The organism is Paenisporosarcina sp. P5_A11, from assembly GCF_056400705.1.
On sequence record NZ_JBFUKT010000061.1, the window covers coordinates 1 to 17,262 of the forward strand.

Below are 17,262 nucleotides of genomic sequence, written 5' to 3' on the forward strand. Positions count from 1 at the left end.
ATATGGTAGAGATATTTAAACTTGGTGGCATTGAATTAACAAAAGAAGAAGTGCTGCAGGTACTTACAAAATCAAAGGACGATTTTTATGATGAAGATGACAACTTTGATGATGCCGAGGCAAATGAAGAGCATATAAAATGTGATAATATCATGTTGGAGTCATTTTTAAATGGTCTCATTATTTTTAAAAGAGGAAAACAAGATCCCAAACCAGGACAACCTGAAAGACCGGCATATTCTAAAAATGAACGAGTTAATAATATCCTGCTGAAGAAAGTGAAAATCGCACTGTCATTAACGAGTGAGGATATGCTTGAGATACTAGAAACTTCAGGAGTCTTTATAACAAAAGGGGAATTAAGTGCTTTCCTAAGAAAAGAAGGTCACAAGAATTATAAAGAGTGCGGTGATCAAAACGCCCGCAATTTCTTAAGAGGACTAGCGATAAAGTATAGGGAATAAGTAAGGGGAATAAAGGCTTAAAAGTTATTTAGGATTGATAAATAACCTATTCATGTTAAGCTTGTTAGTGTACAACTGAATAGTAATATCTTCCACTAGGGGGACCTTCAAATGTAATGGGAAATCATTTACTTACTAATAAAGGTTGAGATTAAAGTTAAGCTTTAAGACCCTTAGAACCTGATCTGGTTTATACCAGCGTAGGAAAGTGGAGTTGCGGAGCTGTATGTTGTTTCAACCTATTTTCCAATACAACCACTTTCTTATGTTTGTTAAGAGAGTGGTTTTTTATATGCCCAAAAATCAGGGATAACTATTGATTCGAGTTGAGCATAATTACTGGGGAGGTTTTTTAATGACATTTTCAAGGCTTTTACGAGAGGAATCAAATCATATTTGGGAAGCTAGTTTCCGTCACCCATTTGTAACCGGAATTGGTGATGGAACATTGTCTTTAGAGTGTTTTCGCTATTATGTCATGCAAGATTCTTACTACTTGTCGCATTTTGCTAAGGTTCAAGCTTTAGGTGCAGCAAAGTCCAATGATCTTGCAACAACAAGTAGATTGGCAGCTCATGCACAAGGAACTTGTGAGGCAGAATTAACTTTACATAAAAATTTTTCACACCGTCTAGAAATAACGGGAGAACAAGAGGCAAACTTCCAACCTTCACCAACTGCGTATGCTTACACTTCTCATTTGTATCGTGCAGCGTATCAAGGACATTTAGGGGATATTATCGCAGCCATATTACCATGCTATTGGCTTTACTATGAAATTGGAGAGAGACTTCAATCGTGTTTGCCGAAAGAACCAATCTATCAAGAATGGATTGCAACATATGGTGGTGAATGGTTTAGAACGTTAGTCGAAGAACAAATTAATAGGCTAGACAAAATTGCTGAAACGGTAACAGCAGCCGACCGTGACCGTATGAAACAACATTTTATCATYAGTAGTCAATACGAATATTCATTTTGGGAAATGGCGTACAAGTTAGAAAAATGGTCAGTCCAAAAAGATGAAGTAAGTTGCATATAGTAAGTGAGTTTGATGGTTTGTATTACACAATTTAATATCAAAGCACTAGGGGAGTCTTTTACAGACTGAGATGGATATTCCAGACCCTTTGAACCTGATCTAGTTAGAGCTGGCGTAGGGAAGTGGAACTGTTGAATTTTCTTTCGATGATATCACAGCCAACCACTTCTAACACTGGAGTGGTTTTTTATTGTGTTGAAATTATCAAGAAGATTAAAAGGAGRGGTTATGTATGAAAAAAGGACTGCTCCACATCATTTCAACTGGGAATCTGAAACCAGCACATTTAGCACAAATTGCAGGTCAGATTCATCCATATATCGATGCCATCCATATCCGTGAAAAGACTAAACCGGCCAAAGAAATTCATGAAATGGTGAATTTATTATTAGACCACAATGTTCCCCTTACTAAAATAATTATTAATGATCGAATAGATGTTGCCTTGGCGTCAAAGGTTGGAGGAGTCCAACTAGCCTATCATTCTTTACCTGCGGACATTGTAAAAAAACAGTTTAAAAGCTTGAGAGTTGGGAGTTCTGTACATTCAATTGACGAGGTCCAAACTGCACAAGAACTTGGAGCCGATTATGTTATTTTTGGACATGTTTTCCCAACACATTCAAAGCCAGGTTTAGAGTCAAAGGGTTTAAATCAATTAGAACTCATAACTCATCATGTTTCGATTCCAGTTATAGCTATTGGTGGTATAAAACCTACAAATATAAAAGGAGTTATCGAAGCAGGTGCACAGGGAATTGCTGTGATGTCAGGGGTACTAGAATCAGAAAATCCTTTAGTGGCAGTAAAGGAATATTATCAACATTTATTTTGACTTGAAACTTTTATGGAAATAGGTGGTTTTTGATGAGCTATGTATATGATGCAATTATAGTGGGTGGTGGAGTGATCGGGGGATCCATTGCTTATAACCTTTCCAAACGAGGTGGGAAAATCCTTTTGCTAGAAAAAGATCAACTTGCTAGTAAATCCTCGGGAGCTGCTGCTGGAATGCTGGGTGTTCAAGCAGAAATGGATGCAGAAGGTTCACTTTTTCAATTAGCTAGAAAGAGCAGAGAGATGTTTCCAAAACTTGCTGGCGAAATAAGAGAGACGAGTGGAATAGATATTGAACTTATAAATAAAGGAATGCTAAAGGTTGCCATAAATGAACAACAACAACAGGAATATAAGCGACTCATTGCTATACAACGGCAAAGTGGAGAGCAAGCCGATTGGCTGACAGGAGAAGAGGTAAGAAGGAAAGAGCCAGCATTAACTGATGCAATTAAAGGAGCAATACATTTTGCAAATGATGGGCAAGTCGAAGCCACTCAGTTAACTTTAGGGTTTTTAAATTCTGCAGCAGCATGTGGTGTAGTAATAAAAGAATTCGTGGAAGTTTTTGACCTTCAGTTGTCTAAAGGGAAAGTCATAGGTGTTGTTACTAATAAAGGGTATTTTGCTAGTGAAAATGTCATCGTGGCAGGTGGTGCATGGAGTAACAAGCTACTTTCAAAAACAGGGTTAGAACTAGATATTTATCCCGTAAAAGGTGAATGTTTTTCTGTTGTCACACAAAGCCAAATGATAACGACTACGGTATTTTCACCGAGTTGCTACCTTGTCCCTAAGAAGGGTGGAAGAATCATTGTTGGTGCAACAGTTAAGCCAAGAACATTTAACCATAAAGTTACTGTAGAGGGAATATCCATATTGCTGGAACAAGCAAAAAAACTGATGCCTTCCATAATAGAAGCAGAATGGGAGCGCACATGGGCTGGTATTCGACCACAAACCGGAGATGGATTACCTTACTTAGGTGAACATCCTGTATATAAAGGTCTATTTATTGCAACAGGGCATTTTAGAAATGGGATATTACTGTCACCAATAACTGGTGAGATAATCGCTGACATGGTTGAAGGAAAACCAACATCACTTAATTTGAAACCTTTCCGGGTAGGTCGTTTGATTAAACAATTAACATAAGAAAGGGATGAAGTAAATGGAATTAGTGATTAACGGGGACAAAATAGAAGTTCCAAATTCGGTGGAAACAATTGCTCACCTTTTGCATCACTTCGAATTACAACAAAAGGTGGTTATCGTTGAATGGAATGCAAAGATATTGGAAAAAGGATCACACCAAGAAACCAAACTATGTAATGGAGATAAAGTTGAGTTAGTACATTTTGTAGGAGGCGGATGACGATGTTAAAGATTGGATTATATGAATTCACGTCAAGATTATTATTAGGGACTGGAAAATATCCTGATTTTGATATTCAAAAAGAAGCAGTAGATGTTTCAGGAACAGAGATCTTAACGTTTTCAGTTCGCAGGATGAATATATTTGAACCAAGTTTACCTAATTTTTTAGAAAAATTAGACCTGCAAAAGTACATTTTACTGCCAAATACAGCAGGTGCAAAGACAGCAGTTGAAGCGGTTCGAATTGCTAAATTAGCAAAAGCTTCTGGACTTTGTGACATGGTTAAAGTTGAAGTGATTGGATGTCAAAAAACATTATTGCCTGATCCAATAGAAACATTAAAGGCATCAGAAGAACTGGTACAAGAGGGGTTCATCGTATTACCCTATACTTCAGACGATGTTCTATTAGCTAAACGATTAGAAGAAGTAGGATGTCATGCTATTATGCCAGGTGCTTCACCTATTGGTTCTGGTCAAGGAATCATTAATCCATTAAACCTTAGTTTTATAATCGAACAGACAAATTTACCCGTAATCATTGATGCTGGAATCGGTACACCTTCTGATGCAGCCATCGCAATGGAGCTAGGAGCTGATGGCGTGTTACTTAATACTGCTGTTTCTGGAGCAAATGATCCGGTAAAAATGGCATTGGCAATGAAGCTTGCGATTGAAGCGGGGAGACTAGGATTTGAAGCAGGTCGTATTCCGAAAAAGCGATACGCAACAGCAAGTAGTCCTACTGAAAGGATGAGCTTTAGTTGAATGACCGTTATTCACGACAAGAACTATTCGCTCCGATAGGGTCACAGGGACAAACGAAATTAAGAAAAAAACATGTGTTAGTGATCGGTGCAGGAGCACTAGGTACGGGGAGTGCCGAAGTGCTTGTTCGTGCAGGCATTGGGAAATTGACTATTGTGGATCGGGACTACGTGGAGTGGAGTAATCTTCAACGTCAACAGCTTTATACGGAAAGGGATGCGAATCTACGCACCCCTAAAGCCGTAGCGACTAAAGAACGTTTAACACTCATAAATTCAAAGGTAGATATTGAGTCCCATGTAATGGATGTTTCGGTAGAGGAAATGGAACAGCTTGTTAAAGATGTGGATCTAATCATGGATGCAACTGATAATTTTGATATCCGAATGATTATTAATGACATTTCCCAGAAGTATCAGATTCCCTGGATATATGGTGCGTGTGTTGGAAGTTATGGGATTACATATACTGTCCTTCCAGGAGAAACTCCTTGTTTAAATTGTTTGCTTGAAACTGTGCCAATGGGTGGGGTTACTTGTGATACAGTCGGGATTATTAGTCCTGCCGTTCAAATGGTCGTTTCTTATCAAACTACGGAAGCATTAAAACTATTGGTTGAAGATTATCATGCATTAAGAAAAAAGCTTATTTCATTTGATTTATGGAAAAATCATTTTGCAGCCATTAACGTCGAACAGATGAAGAATGTAGGTTGTTTATCGTGCGGTTCAAATCCTACGTATCCGTATTTAGCTTTTTCAAACCAAACAAAAACAGCCGTATTATGTGGAAGAAATACCGTTCAAGTCAGACCTTCTAAACCAATGGATAGGAATTTAGAAAGTTTGGCTAAGATTCTCTCGGAACAAGGTGGGAAGATTTCACAAAATCTATACTTGCTGTCTTTTTCAATTGGTAATCACCGCCTGGTTATTTTCAAGGATGGACGGGTATTAATCCATGGAACAAAAGACATTGCTGAGGCTAAAACTTTATATCATCGCTATATGGGATGATATTTGCTTTGCTGACTAGGTCTTCCTCTTTTCTTTTTTTGATTATTCGTAATTTTAAGTTTGACATAAAATTAAAGCGAGAACGTCCACGCTGGCGTTTTTTTTACCTAAMTAAAATTSATYCTCTTACGTAGAATAGTAGATAATAGGGGGCGGAAAAAGTWGTGAAGATGATTWTTAAATTTAATAATGGTGATCAAGTTTCTGTACCTRTTRCARACCATAGCTCAGGATATTGGGATGTWGTCGTTCATTTAARAGCAATWAAWGAAAAAGATTYACCAATCGAAATTGWWTTRRATAATGGRGAAACATATGTAAGTAGTGGTAAAGARCTRGWTTCWGTTGAATTSAAGTTCAAATAAATATGATAAAATTCAGAACGTCCAMTCGGGCGTTCTTTTTTGTTTTCCTTAGAATGAGGTGAGAGGATGGCAGATGGTATACGTGAAACGTATGAAAAGATACATCAAAAAGATGAATTACTGCACCAATAGGTACTCCCAGGTTAAAGAATTCACAAAAGAACTCACTTCTGTTCGTCATGCTCAAAGTAGATTGGAACTACCTGTAAAGAAAGATGGAGAAAGAACTCGTGCTTTACTCGAAAGATTCGTAGACTTTTTTCGTTTTGAATATAAGTCATCAAGATTAAATATCCAACCCAAGAGACTCCAATTCATCTATATAGCAAGAATAGGATAAGTTTCTACTGATACCTATAAAATAAATTAACATTTATTAAGAAAAATTCGTTTTACCCTGTAGCCCTATCAATATCTAATTCTTTTCATATTCTAGCAAAAGATAGGAAAGGAGGGAATAAGATGTCTGAAATAACTGGTGGAACTGGATCGAGCTTTGCGTTAATTGTTGTATTATTTATCCTACTAATAATTATCGGAGCTTCCTTTGTTGGAAACGTCGGTGGTGGTGGTAACTATGGTGGTGGCTGTGGCCACGGCTGTGGCTATGGTGGTGGAGGTTATTAGACCTTATAAGGTAATTAAGTAATCGCAAATAAAAGAGCTTGGATTTTCATGCTCTTTTATTTGTTTTCTTTTACTACCTAAGCAAATCTTTATCTAAATTTCTTTAGGCGTTCTTATCACGTTTCTGTTTCATAATAGTAAGAGCCCTTTTTACGAGACGTAATCAGGTTTAAACTAATATGATTTTAGTGTAATTTTACCTTGATATATAAGTTTCCCCTACGAAAAGAGAACCCGTTACAATTGTTGTTGATGCATTATCGCCATATTTTTATAGAAAGTCCAACGGATTCTTAATATTTAGAGAAGAAATAAAAACTATACTCTCCTACGTTTTTGTTGACGTTTATTATGTTGATTGAATGTTTTTACATTTGACAAGTCAGCTTGTTTTTCTAATCTTTCTTAATTTCTTAAGTCAGTGTCATTATCTACATCCATGAAAATGTCATTTTTTGAGTCATTATCGTTGTTTAAAGAAATGCGAAATTCTAATTGATTGTTCCCATCCGAACTAATTTTATTGTTTCCCCAAACTCTAGTTACATTTTTCACCTCTTCTGTTTATAGTTTATTCACAAAAAAATAAAAACATAGACATATGGCCTGCGTTCCTTCAAGACTCTGTCAAGTGCCGAAGAAATCATTCATTTAGCGAAAAACAATCAATTTGCGGGATAGCACATGTCAGCTGGCGATGTGGATTTGGCACCATTGATCAAGTAGAAAAACGATCGGGTGATGAATCTTCTAAACTCAAAATATCTTGATTAAATTGATGACTACGGCTTTGAATTAAAAGACGTTGCCAAATTCACGGACGAAAAACAACTTACGAAATAATACATAAAAGCTTTGAATGGCGGCTGCACGATAACTCCTATCAAAGAAACAATCACTTTGAAGTAGCATAAATCTCGATAACTACGACTGTAAGGCTTTGCCCACATTCCGTAAGTTCCTGATCTTTTCTTAACGAAAGAACGAGCAGGAAAGAGCAATGGGGCTGCACGCGATATATATTTCGATGGCAGTAGAAGACGTATTTATGTAGGAATACGATGCCTTTGAAGTACATGTGCATGTAGAGCCAAATTATATAGAACGTAATCAATTGGAGAGTGGTTGTTTAAGTGGCGATTTGCGAAACAATCCAAAATCGTTCAATGCAAAGATCCCAAACATGGGTCTTAGTCTAAGCCACCTCATTAATTCTACATAGCCTATACTGGACCCTATGAAGGGAGTTGAAAAGTGGCAAATTCATGGTGTTTTAAAAAAAGTTAACTAGTAAGAACTAGTTAACTTTATAATTTTGAAACACTCCATAGTTCTTTAAAGAACATAAAGTGAGATAATCTTCAGATAGCGAAAAATCGCCCCGAAGTTTTTTTAAAATAACAAGTCATTCCAAAAGTTCTTTCTAGAGCATCGTCGTTTACGCGAAGTGCAGCGATTTCGGTTCCGTGAAGTGCAGCGATTTCTGCTCGTGCGGCGTCGGTTACGCGAAGTGAACAGATTTCTGCTCGTACGTCGTCGGTTACGCGAAGTGAACAGATTTCTGTTTGTGCGACGTTGGTTTCTCGAAGTGCAACGATTTCTGCTCGTACGCCGTTGGTTCCGCGAAGTCCGGCGTCTCCTGCTCGTGCATCGTTTGTTACAAAAAGGATCCTGGAACAAGAAGAACCATAATCCTCTGCTGTTAGACAGTTCGACTGCATTTTGTATACCGTCAAAAGTAAAACATGACATATTCCCACCTCCTTTCAACTTTATTAGAGGAAGAAGGTAGATCAATATCTCTTTTTTAAAAAAAATCAAACTCGTGCTGTTGCACAGTTTTTTCCTCTTTCTCATATAGTAAGATACGAAATTGTACTAAAAATGGTAGAGACAAACGCATACTATTTAAAAATAAAATATAATTTCGTATCTTTTCGTGGCATCTTTCATTTTTGTTTCATACGAATATTATAAAAATGAAAGGAAGAATTCGCGTGGATAATGGCATGAAAATACCTGAATATCAGCTTTTTATTCATCCTATCGATTTAAGTGAACTTCGGAAAGATATTTGGATAGATGATCCTGTTTCCGCGAAGCTCACGATAAACAAAAAGAAATTAGATATCGATATTGCGTATCGTGGCTCCCATATCCGGGATTTTCGAAAGAAGTCGTATCACATTTCGTTTTATAAACCAAGTACGTATAGAAATGCCAAAGAAATTCATATCAACGCAGAATTTAAAGATCCTTCTCTATTAAGAAATAAATTATCGCTCGATTTTTTCAATGAAATAGGGTGCTTATCGCCAAAGTCTCGATTTGTATATATGAAATTGAATGGAAAAAATGAGGGGCTTTATTTGGAATTAGAATCAGTGGATGAGTATTTCCTTGCGAATCGACAACTACCGAAAGGACCGATATTCTATGCGGTTGACGGCGATGCTAACTTTTCGTTAATGAGTGATCTTGATAAAGAAGTAAAAAAATCACTTAAGTTTGGCTATGAACAAAAATATGGGACAGAACAAGATGAAATTCATTTACAAGAAATGATTATTAAAATTAATACCATTTCAAGAGCTGAATTTGAAAATGAAATTGTGAAATACCTCAATGTTGATCAGTATCTCCGCTGGTTGGCTGGCGTTGTATGCACCCAAAATTTCGATGGTTTTGTTCATAATTACGCACTATACCAGAATAGCGAAACGAGGCTATTCGAAGTCATCCCATGGGATTACGATGCAACATGGGGAAGAGATGTAAACGGGGAAGTGATGGAGGAAGACTATTTACGAATCGAAGGATTTAATACGCTAACCGCAAGGATTCTCGACGTGAAAACATTTCGGCATCAATACAAAAAATTGCTAGAAGTTATTCTAAACAACCAATTTAATGTAGACTATTTGAAACAGAAAATACAAGGTCTGCATGATTTGATCAGGCCTTATATTCAAAAAGATCCTTATAAAAAAGACGATATCCATTTATTTGATAAAGAACCGGAGTATATAATGGATTTTATTGAAGCACGGGCAAAGTATATAAAAGGGAAATTAGATACATTAGATTAAGTTGTTGCATCATTTTACGAACCCCCCTTTCCATTTAGTAAGGGGKTAAAGCCTACCGATTCCAATACGAAGAAGTAGGAACGTCAAAATATATAGCGCACCTAATGGAACAGGAGCYCAGTTCATTTATGATGAACGTGATTTGGTCAAATCGATTCCTATCGGTCATAATGAAATCAATGGATTGGTGAAATTCGACTATGTCTATGATGAAATTAGCAATCGGAAGCAACAATCAATCACTCAACATCAAAAGAAAGAAACACAAAATAAAGCTAATTAAAAAAACAAAGTAAGGAAGGAATACCATTAGCATGCTCATCTGAGTATGCTTTTTGTTTTGGAACCATATTTTTGTTAAACAAAAAAACATCACTTCCGAAGAGATGATGCTTACATACTTGTTTGAACTCATTGAACTCAGTTTAACTAGTTTGTTTCTGGAGTATTAAATTGACAGGATGGAGGTCGCTGGTTCGAGCTTTAAGAACTAAGGTTTCTCCCCCAGTCGGGAACATTGGGTGCCAAACCCGCAGGAAACAAGAGCGGTAAAGTATATAACAATTTTAAACTTTTGTTGAGGTTGAAATTAGGTATAAGATTCCTAAATACGTTTAGTTTCAGATACAATGGAACGTATGCTCTTAGCAATCAAAAATTGTGCGGTGTAATAAGTCGTCATAATAAGGATTCCTGAATACGGAATATCGGAAACAAACATATTCCAGGACAAAATGGAATCGGAAATGACAAACAAAATACTTCCAACAATCGCCCATTTGTTGCCTGTCATGATTGCAGACCATGCCATCAAAGAAATGACGATGATATAAAACACGACGGGTAATACTAATGTATCGTTGCCATCAAGAGTTAGAGCAGTGATGATTTCTTTACCGAATAAGTAACCGTATATCGCAATCGGTACGATGGTTGAAAAATGGATTTTTGAAAAGTTCCATCTACACAAAAATCCCGCAAAATAAAACAGGTGTCCAATCAGAAAAGCGGATAAACCAACGACAAACCAGACGGCGAGTAAGCCGTCTCCGAGCATGCAAAAAAATAGACCGATTAACAGAAGCCAATGTGTAAGCAATTTCTTAGCAGGCGCTTGTAAATAGGCATAGTAAATAATCAGCCACATTGGAATTAATTTAAACAAGAGCTTAACAGCAAATGGATCTTTAGGAATGATGAAAATGTAGAGAACGCTCATGAATAGAATGAGCACTGGCAACCAATATTTTTTAAGTGTCATGACTTCCTCCAAGAGTAAATTAATTAACTAGCAATACTATCAAGTATTCAGTAATGTATTCTTCAACCAATCTACGATTTCCTCTTTTATATTATGCATACTATCTGAGTTTCGAACTCCACCTAGACATGATGAACGTAGTATCACTGTATCCTCTTTAACCACGCAGCCTTGAATTCGCTGGGCAACCTCAATCAATAAATGATCACCTAAGGTATGTCCTAACGTGTCATTTATGTACTTAAAACGGTCCAAATCGATAAACATGATGCTTATTTTCATTTGCCAAATTAAGTGCTTGAGTGGGGCGGTCATTTAATAAATGACGATTCGCCAACCCTGTCAAAGGGTCACGATAAACAATGACTTTATTCTTCAAGAGGAAGAAGTTTCAGGGATTGTGAAAGTTGAATTGAACTATTTTTTTGAACTTTGGTAAGGGGAAAGAGAAACAATTAAATTAAAGGGTTTTGAAAAAAAATATAGATGGAAATAAAAGTTTAATTGATGAGAATGTAGGAAAAAGTAAATTCGTACTTCACCAAATTTGATTTTATAAAACAGTTATTCAAAAAATAAGAGAACATATTAAATTGAACTAATCATATACAAATAACCAGTTCAGCTAACGAGGTAGCGGTATATCGGTATCAGAAGCGATGAGATAGTCGATAGCCTTCGAGACTTTAAGTTGTAAGCGAAGCGGCTACTGCTCGAGTTGATACGCAGTGAATAAGAATAGAATGAGAGTCGTAGAAGCGGATCAGGTGAACGTATAGCCTAGCCGCTTCTTACTGCTCTTTTTGTCGTGCTGCTGCATCAGTCTGAGCGCAGTATAAACGCCTGGGAGCTGCGGAAAGATTCGAACGATACTAAATATACGTCAGCAGTATTCGGAGACTATTACGCAGCTAATTCGCAGTGGAATCAGAGAGGAATATTCGTTATAACATAATGTCAATATATCGATATTATAAAATGYTTACATTGGATTTACACTCTATTAATATTTATCWCTTAYCATTAAGCAGAAAAGCAAATTTGATTCTAASGGGGGSKTAAAATAATGTTCGGCSGTTTGTAAAAAGATTGATTARAATACAGTACATATTTTATAAGAAYATTGATAAATCAAGATTTATCAATRTTTTTTGATCGAACTTTATTCTGAAAATGTGGTCTGAAACATGAGAGGATTAAWKGATTTGATCAATCTTTTTTCAAAAATAAACTACGTCGTWTTGATAAATCAWTGTTCATATAGCGTRTTTTTAATCAAAACCTTACGGGTCCGTCCTCGGTTCAGACAAAATCTTCATTCAGCACCAATTTCGGCTTTGATAATGTTTCTGATAGCGCAAATTCCGCGGTATATGTGGCGGATATCTTATTAAGCTTTGGTACCAATGCCATTGATTTTGTATCGGTGGAACCGTTAAAGCCCGGATTTACAGTGTCGAATTATAGCTGCTAACCAAGGCGTAACATTTAGTTACTTTATCCTTACAAAATTTCAATTAATGCTTAAAGTTCCTAAGTTAAACTACCAATTCAAGTAATATAAAATCCTGATTTTCAACCCCTCTAAAGGACCCCTTAACGGGCTAAGCAAGACGACAAACGGCCATTTCATATTGAGTATTACAAAGAATAACAGGAGGTTTAATTATGCTATTTCTTAAAAGGCTAAAAAAGTCATTTCTATCACTCATGCTTGTGAATGTAGCCCTGATGGGTGTAGTAGGAAGTACTGCGGCAGAAAGCCCTGCAGCAGGGGCAGAAAACACTACGGAAGATCCTATCTTCAGCTTCATGTCAATGTCGGACACGCATAGCGATACGGGTAAAACGGCTAAAGCTGTAACGGATGCTAAAAATAATAATGCAAGTGCAATAGTTTTAGCCGGGGATATAACCAATCTCGGGGATAGCGGTGAATATGACGCCATAAGAAATGCTATCGATTCTGTAAAAGATCATCCGCCGGTATATTATGCAATGGGAAATCATGAATACGATTGGCAGCCGGATTTTAATGTAGCGAAGAACAGATTTATACAAAAGGCAGGAATACCAGAAGAGAAGGTGTATTACCACCGGGAAATACAAGACTATGACTTCATATTTTTAGCGTTTGATAAGAAACCGACCAATTACGCGTATATGTCCGACGAACAGTTAGCCTGGTTTGAAAGCAAGCTTGCTGAAAATGCTGTTCCGGACAAGCCGATTTTTGTGTTCACGCATAATCCTATTCACCAGACTGTATCCAAGTCATATTCTTCGGATAATTATAATGAAAATTTGGTACAGGAACAGAAGTTCAAAAATATCCTTGAAAAATATCCACAGGTTATTTTAACAACAGGACATCTTCACGACGATACTAAGATAGAAGGCAACATGTACACCAATGGATTCACTGCAGTAAGAGACGGTGCCGTTTTAAATAATCAAGCTATGATTGTTGATGTATATAAAGACAAGTTGCATATAAAGGGAAGGGATATAAATACACAAAAAACCATATGGGAAAGTACTATGAGTCTGCACCCGAATACAACCGGCATGTATGAAGCCGAGGATAGTGTATTCGCATATGCAACCGCTGGCGACGACATAACTCCGTCCGGCGGCAAGTACGTGAAAATGAACGATGGAAAAGCATATATCGAGTCGCTCAAGGTTGACGGAGCTTCTGGCGGCAACAAAATATTGAAAATCAGGTATGCTACCGATGCTGCCAATGTTACCAAGGGTATATATGTAAATGGAGCCAAAGTACGGACGCTCAGCTTTCCGACTACCGGAAGCATGAGTTCGTATAACGAATTGGTGGTACCTGTTGAGCTGAATCCGKGTCCAAATAACAAGATTGTCATAAAAAGCGATAGCAACGCAGCGGGTGTGAACATAGATAAATTCCAAATCATGGATAGTAAAGATCCCAAAAGAATGTGGGGATTTAACGGCAATGGCAACGACAGTATCAAGAATGGGTTTAATGCAACTTTGCATGGAAGTGCTGCCTATGATAAGACGGATAAAATGGAAGGTTCCGCTTCACTCAGCCTGAACGGTGCAGACGGTAATTATGCAAGTACAGATCTTGTATCCAATAAAAAGAACAATCTAACGCTAACAGCCTGGGTGAAGTGGAATGGTGCAACCTCAGAATCTCAACAAATATTGTCCAATGGAGATGGCCTTACCAATGGATATTCCATCGTGCTGGATCATGACCAAGGCGATAAGGTGTCCATTGCGATCAACGGGCAGACGATCCTTGGATCGCAGACTGCTTTGACGGCGGGCCAATGGACCAATATCACGGCGGCAAGCAGAAGCGGCACCTGGGAGCTTTATATCAATGGCAAGAGCACACCGGTAACCAATAATACAACAGCTCCTTCTACGCCAACAACGGGAACGTATATCGGTGCAGACAGTAGAGGCCAACAAAGCTTCAATGGACGTATTGATACAGTAAGGGTTTACAATCAAGCATTGTCTACAGATCAGATCATGGCAATTGCCAACGAGACTTCTAACGTTAAGTTGCAAAGCATCGAAATAACTAAACTGCCAACAAAGTTGAATTACCTGCAGGGAGATGGGCTTAATATAGACGGGCTGGTTGTGAATGGCACTTACAGCGATGGAACAACAAAAGTGGAAAACGTAACGGTTGATAATATTACCGGCTTTAAGTCCTTTCGTACAGGAAAAGTGCAACTGGCTGTGACTCTAGGTGGAAAGACAGCCAGCTTTAATGTAAATATTTTAGATGTATTGCCTGGTTCAGCATTGGTGCCAGGAAGGATAGAAAGTGCAAACTACAATTCGAAACAGGGTGCTGTACTTAGAAATCAACGGATTAATGATGGCGGGCCCGCATGGCGAGTGGGTGCTATGGAAATAGGCGACTGGATGGAATATAACGTAGATGTGGCAAAATCGGGATTCTATCAATTAAATTACAAGGTGGCAACAAACGCGGGGTATACGGGAGAGGTTGAATTCCTGGTAGATGGAGTACCTCAAACGAGAACCTCAATCTCAACCGGGGGTCCGACCAACTATGTCATTAAATCCGAAACGGTCAGACTGAGTGAAGGCTCACATAAAATAAGGCTGAATGTAAATGCAGCTTTTTGGGTTTTTCGCTGGTTTGAATTGATAGAGATTCAAGAAAAAAAATTGAACAGCATCACAGTACCTGCTGACATAACAGAGGTGGCAATCGGAACGGCGAAGACAGCGGACGCCCTTGGATTGCCAAAGAAAGTATCCTTGGATACCGATGCAGGCAAGGTGGATAATGCCAATGTGACATGGAATGTAGATGCTTCAAACTATGATGCCACTGCCACGACGGTGCAGACCTTCACTGTAAATGGAACTGTAACTTTGCCAACTGGGGTGGCAAATCCCAATAACGTGCCTTTAACAACAAGCATTAGAGTAACTGTTAATAAGATTCCAGCATGGACCGCCGCAGTTACCGCTTCATCGTATTACGATGCCGCTCGTTCTCCCGACAAAGTGTTCGATGGCATCATAGGGCAATCGGGCGAATGGGCGTCCAAGGGAGAACAGAATCCATGGATCCAGGTGAATTGGACGACGAATCAAACGATCAGCAAGATTACCTTCTATGATCGGCCCATTTTAGCTGACTGGGCGCCCGGCGGAACGCTTACCTTTAGCGACGGAAGCACTGTGACGGTTTCAGGAATCCCGAATGACGGGAGCGCTTATTCTGTAACTTTCCCTGACAAGACGGTGACATGGGTCAAATTCCAGGTATCCGGTGGAAGCGGACCAAATGTCGGTTTGTCGGAAATGAAAATTTTAGCGCCGGTGCTTCCGGCTGCGGAGTAGCGTCCTTGAAACAGAAACTGTAATACCGAAGACATCGTAGACTTCAAACCGGTTGCCGAGGATACGAACATAGGCGAAATACCCGCACTTCCTGCAAAGGTTGAGGCCATATACAATGACGGAACAACAGGGGCAGTGAATGTTGTATGGGAGGAAATCACAGCAGCATGGTTGCGAAGGCGGGCACATTTACCGTGAACGGAACAGCGGGAGGAACAACGTTAAAAGCGAAAGCGACTTATCGAGTAAAATTCGTTGATCAAGGTAACACGCTCTTGAACATCCAACCACCTGCAGCAATCACCGAATTGGCCAACGGAACAGCGAAGACGGCCGCGGCTCTTGAGTTGCCTGCTACGATCGAACTGGTTACCGATGCGGGAAGCGTGAATGCGAAAGTGACCTGGGATATCAACCGCGCAAGCTATGATCCGTCCGCCAAAACTGCGCAAACGTTCACGGTAACAGGAACCGTAACCTTGCCGGAAGGTGTGTCCAATCCGAACAATGTAGCCTTGACAACAGATATTACCGTAACCGTCAATGCGTTCACGACATCGCGTTGACTGCGGTATGGTCAGGCGTTGACAAGAGCGATGCCGTGGCGATAGATTCGCATGCTTACCAAGGTGACACGCTTTGCCAATGGGATTGATAATGCCGGGATTACCACGAGTTTGCTGTGAAAATTGACAGACAACAATCTGAACAGCTTTGTGAGTGAAGTGAGGGCTCAAAGTGGGAAACACATTTCAAGTGAAGCTGCAAAATATTTGCTGCGGGACGCTCAATAATCATTGAAACAATTACGATTCGCYTAAACTTTGATGAAAAGAGGTCTCGCTTTGAAACTACGTGCATTCCTGTCCTTGTTCATAGTCACCTTAATATTTTTTGGGACTGCTACAACTTCATTTGCCCATACCGTCAAAAGTATGGGATACTCGAAGTTAAACATTAAAGGGAAACTGATTGACTATGAACTTTTTATTGATCAAATAGACATGCTGGAACAATTTGATACCAACAAGGATAAATATCTGGAGAACGAGGAACTGTCCTCGCAGAAAGAAAGAATCGAATCGGTATTACAGAAAGATCTTCGTATAGATATGGATTCAAAGCCCTTAACGATGGAAATGCTTTCGATGGACGTGGCAGAAAAGGGTTCCACGATCGGCGTAATGTTTAAACTAAGGTTAACCGCCGATGAAGCGATCGAACAATTTAATCTTCATTACAATCTGATGTTTGAAGATGCGCCTCTTCATACGAATGTACTTGTGGTCCATTCAGGAGAATATTTCTATCAGGATATTCTTGATACCCAAAAAAAAGATGTTCAGATCACCGTTGTTCAGTCTGAAATTGGATCCGTCCTATGGAAATACTTTGTACTTGGAATCGAACACATTTTGACCGGGTACGATCATTTGCTGTTTTTGTTATCCTTAGTATTAATCGCATCTCGCTTCAAGGATGCGTTGAAAATTGTTACTGCTTTTACAATCGGCCACAGCATAACACTAATC

The 17,262-nt window shown here is 38.7% G+C and carries 16 protein-coding genes, 1 pseudogene and 2 riboswitches; of the genes and pseudogenes, 14 read left to right on the forward strand and 3 right to left on the reverse strand.

The annotated features are described in order from the left end of the window. The first annotated feature begins 2 nt into the window (after nucleotides 1-2). From AC1DOS_RS10410 to AC1DOS_RS10445, 8 genes and pseudogenes are all read left to right on the forward strand, one after another. Nucleotides 3-464 (forward strand): YehS family protein, encoded by a 462-nt coding sequence (locus AC1DOS_RS10410; protein WP_477537439.1) that lies wholly within the window; start codon nucleotides 3-5, stop codon nucleotides 462-464. Nucleotides 465-551: 87 nt separating this feature from the next. Continuing rightward, nucleotides 552-688, forward strand: a riboswitch (TPP riboswitch). 131 nt (nucleotides 689-819) lie between these two features. Then, nucleotides 820-1,506, forward strand: coding sequence for a thiaminase II (gene tenA / locus AC1DOS_RS10415; protein ID WP_477537440.1), 687 nt, complete (start codon nucleotides 820-822; stop codon nucleotides 1,504-1,506). A 37-nt stretch (nucleotides 1,507-1,543) separates the two neighbouring features. Further along, a riboswitch (TPP riboswitch) is annotated at nucleotides 1,544-1,644 on the forward strand. A gap of 94 nt (nucleotides 1,645-1,738) precedes the next feature. After that, on the forward strand, nucleotides 1,739-2,341 hold the full coding sequence (gene tenI, locus AC1DOS_RS10420) for a thiazole tautomerase TenI (protein ID WP_477537441.1): 603 nt from the start codon (nucleotides 1,739-1,741) through the stop codon (nucleotides 2,339-2,341). 32 nt (nucleotides 2,342-2,373) lie between these two features. Further along, nucleotides 2,374-3,498 (forward strand): glycine oxidase ThiO, encoded by a 1,125-nt coding sequence (thiO, locus tag AC1DOS_RS10425; RefSeq protein WP_477537442.1) that lies wholly within the window; start codon nucleotides 2,374-2,376, stop codon nucleotides 3,496-3,498. Nucleotides 3,499-3,514: 16 nt separating this feature from the next. Further along, on the forward strand, nucleotides 3,515-3,718 hold the full coding sequence (thiS, locus tag AC1DOS_RS10430) for a sulfur carrier protein ThiS (protein WP_477537443.1): 204 nt from the start codon (nucleotides 3,515-3,517) through the stop codon (nucleotides 3,716-3,718). Nucleotides 3,719-3,720: 2 nt separating this feature from the next. Then, nucleotides 3,721-4,488, forward strand: coding sequence for a thiazole synthase (locus tag AC1DOS_RS10435; protein ID WP_477537444.1), 768 nt, complete (start codon nucleotides 3,721-3,723; stop codon nucleotides 4,486-4,488). After that, nucleotides 4,485-5,504, forward strand: a complete 1,020-nt coding sequence (locus AC1DOS_RS10440) for a thiazole biosynthesis adenylyltransferase ThiF (RefSeq protein ID WP_477537445.1) — start codon at nucleotides 4,485-4,487, stop codon at nucleotides 5,502-5,504. Before AC1DOS_RS10435 ends, AC1DOS_RS10440 begins: the two co-directional genes overlap by 4 nt. 827 nt (nucleotides 5,505-6,331) lie before the next feature. Beyond that, nucleotides 6,332-6,424: pseudogene (locus tag AC1DOS_RS10445) on the forward strand (YjcZ family sporulation protein); the annotation flags it as partial. A gap of 1,433 nt (nucleotides 6,425-7,857) precedes the next feature. Here the strand turns inward: AC1DOS_RS10445 and AC1DOS_RS10450 are convergent. Continuing rightward, nucleotides 7,858-8,217, reverse strand: coding sequence for a hypothetical protein (locus AC1DOS_RS10450; protein ID WP_477537446.1), 360 nt, complete (start codon nucleotides 8,215-8,217; stop codon nucleotides 7,858-7,860). 276 nt (nucleotides 8,218-8,493) lie between these two features. Here AC1DOS_RS10450 and AC1DOS_RS10455 point away from each other — a divergent pair, with 276 nt between their 5' ends. Beyond that, on the forward strand, nucleotides 8,494-9,585 hold the full coding sequence (locus AC1DOS_RS10455; protein WP_477537447.1) for a CotH kinase family protein: 1,092 nt from the start codon (nucleotides 8,494-8,496) through the stop codon (nucleotides 9,583-9,585). A gap of 142 nt (nucleotides 9,586-9,727) precedes the next feature. Then, on the forward strand, nucleotides 9,728-9,868 hold the full coding sequence (locus AC1DOS_RS10460; protein WP_477537448.1) for a hypothetical protein: 141 nt from the start codon (nucleotides 9,728-9,730) through the stop codon (nucleotides 9,866-9,868). Between the two features lie 321 nt (nucleotides 9,869-10,189). On the opposite strand, the gene AC1DOS_RS10465 is transcribed toward AC1DOS_RS10460, so the two are convergent. Further along, the gene (locus tag AC1DOS_RS10465) at nucleotides 10,190-10,846 is read right to left on the reverse strand and encodes a lysoplasmalogenase (RefSeq protein WP_477537449.1); all 657 of its coding nucleotides are present in this window, start codon (nucleotides 10,844-10,846) and stop codon (nucleotides 10,190-10,192) included. A 39-nt stretch (nucleotides 10,847-10,885) separates the two neighbouring features. Further along, nucleotides 10,886-11,113 (reverse strand): diguanylate cyclase domain-containing protein, encoded by a 228-nt coding sequence (locus tag AC1DOS_RS10470; protein ID WP_477537450.1) that lies wholly within the window; start codon nucleotides 11,111-11,113, stop codon nucleotides 10,886-10,888. 1,401 nt (nucleotides 11,114-12,514) lie between these two features. On the opposite strand from AC1DOS_RS10470, the gene AC1DOS_RS10475 reads away from it, so the two are divergent. The 4 genes from AC1DOS_RS10475 to AC1DOS_RS10490 all read left to right on the forward strand — a co-directional run. Continuing rightward, entirely contained in the window at nucleotides 12,515-15,730 is a 3,216-nt protein-coding gene (locus AC1DOS_RS10475) for a DUF7402 domain-containing protein (RefSeq protein ID WP_477537451.1), read from the forward strand. Nucleotides 15,731-15,808: 78 nt separating this feature from the next. After that, nucleotides 15,809-15,928: an Ig-like domain-containing protein gene (locus AC1DOS_RS10480; RefSeq protein ID WP_477537454.1), complete on the forward strand. Its 120-nt coding sequence runs from the start codon at nucleotides 15,809-15,811 to the stop codon at nucleotides 15,926-15,928. After that, nucleotides 15,877-16,296: an Ig-like domain-containing protein gene (locus tag AC1DOS_RS10485; RefSeq protein ID WP_477537452.1), complete on the forward strand. Its 420-nt coding sequence runs from the start codon at nucleotides 15,877-15,879 to the stop codon at nucleotides 16,294-16,296. Before AC1DOS_RS10480 ends, AC1DOS_RS10485 begins: the two co-directional genes overlap by 52 nt. Before the next feature lie 279 nt (nucleotides 16,297-16,575). Next, nucleotides 16,576-17,262 (forward strand): HupE/UreJ family protein (locus tag AC1DOS_RS10490; RefSeq protein ID WP_477537453.1); only part of this gene is annotated, 687 nt, incomplete at its 3' end.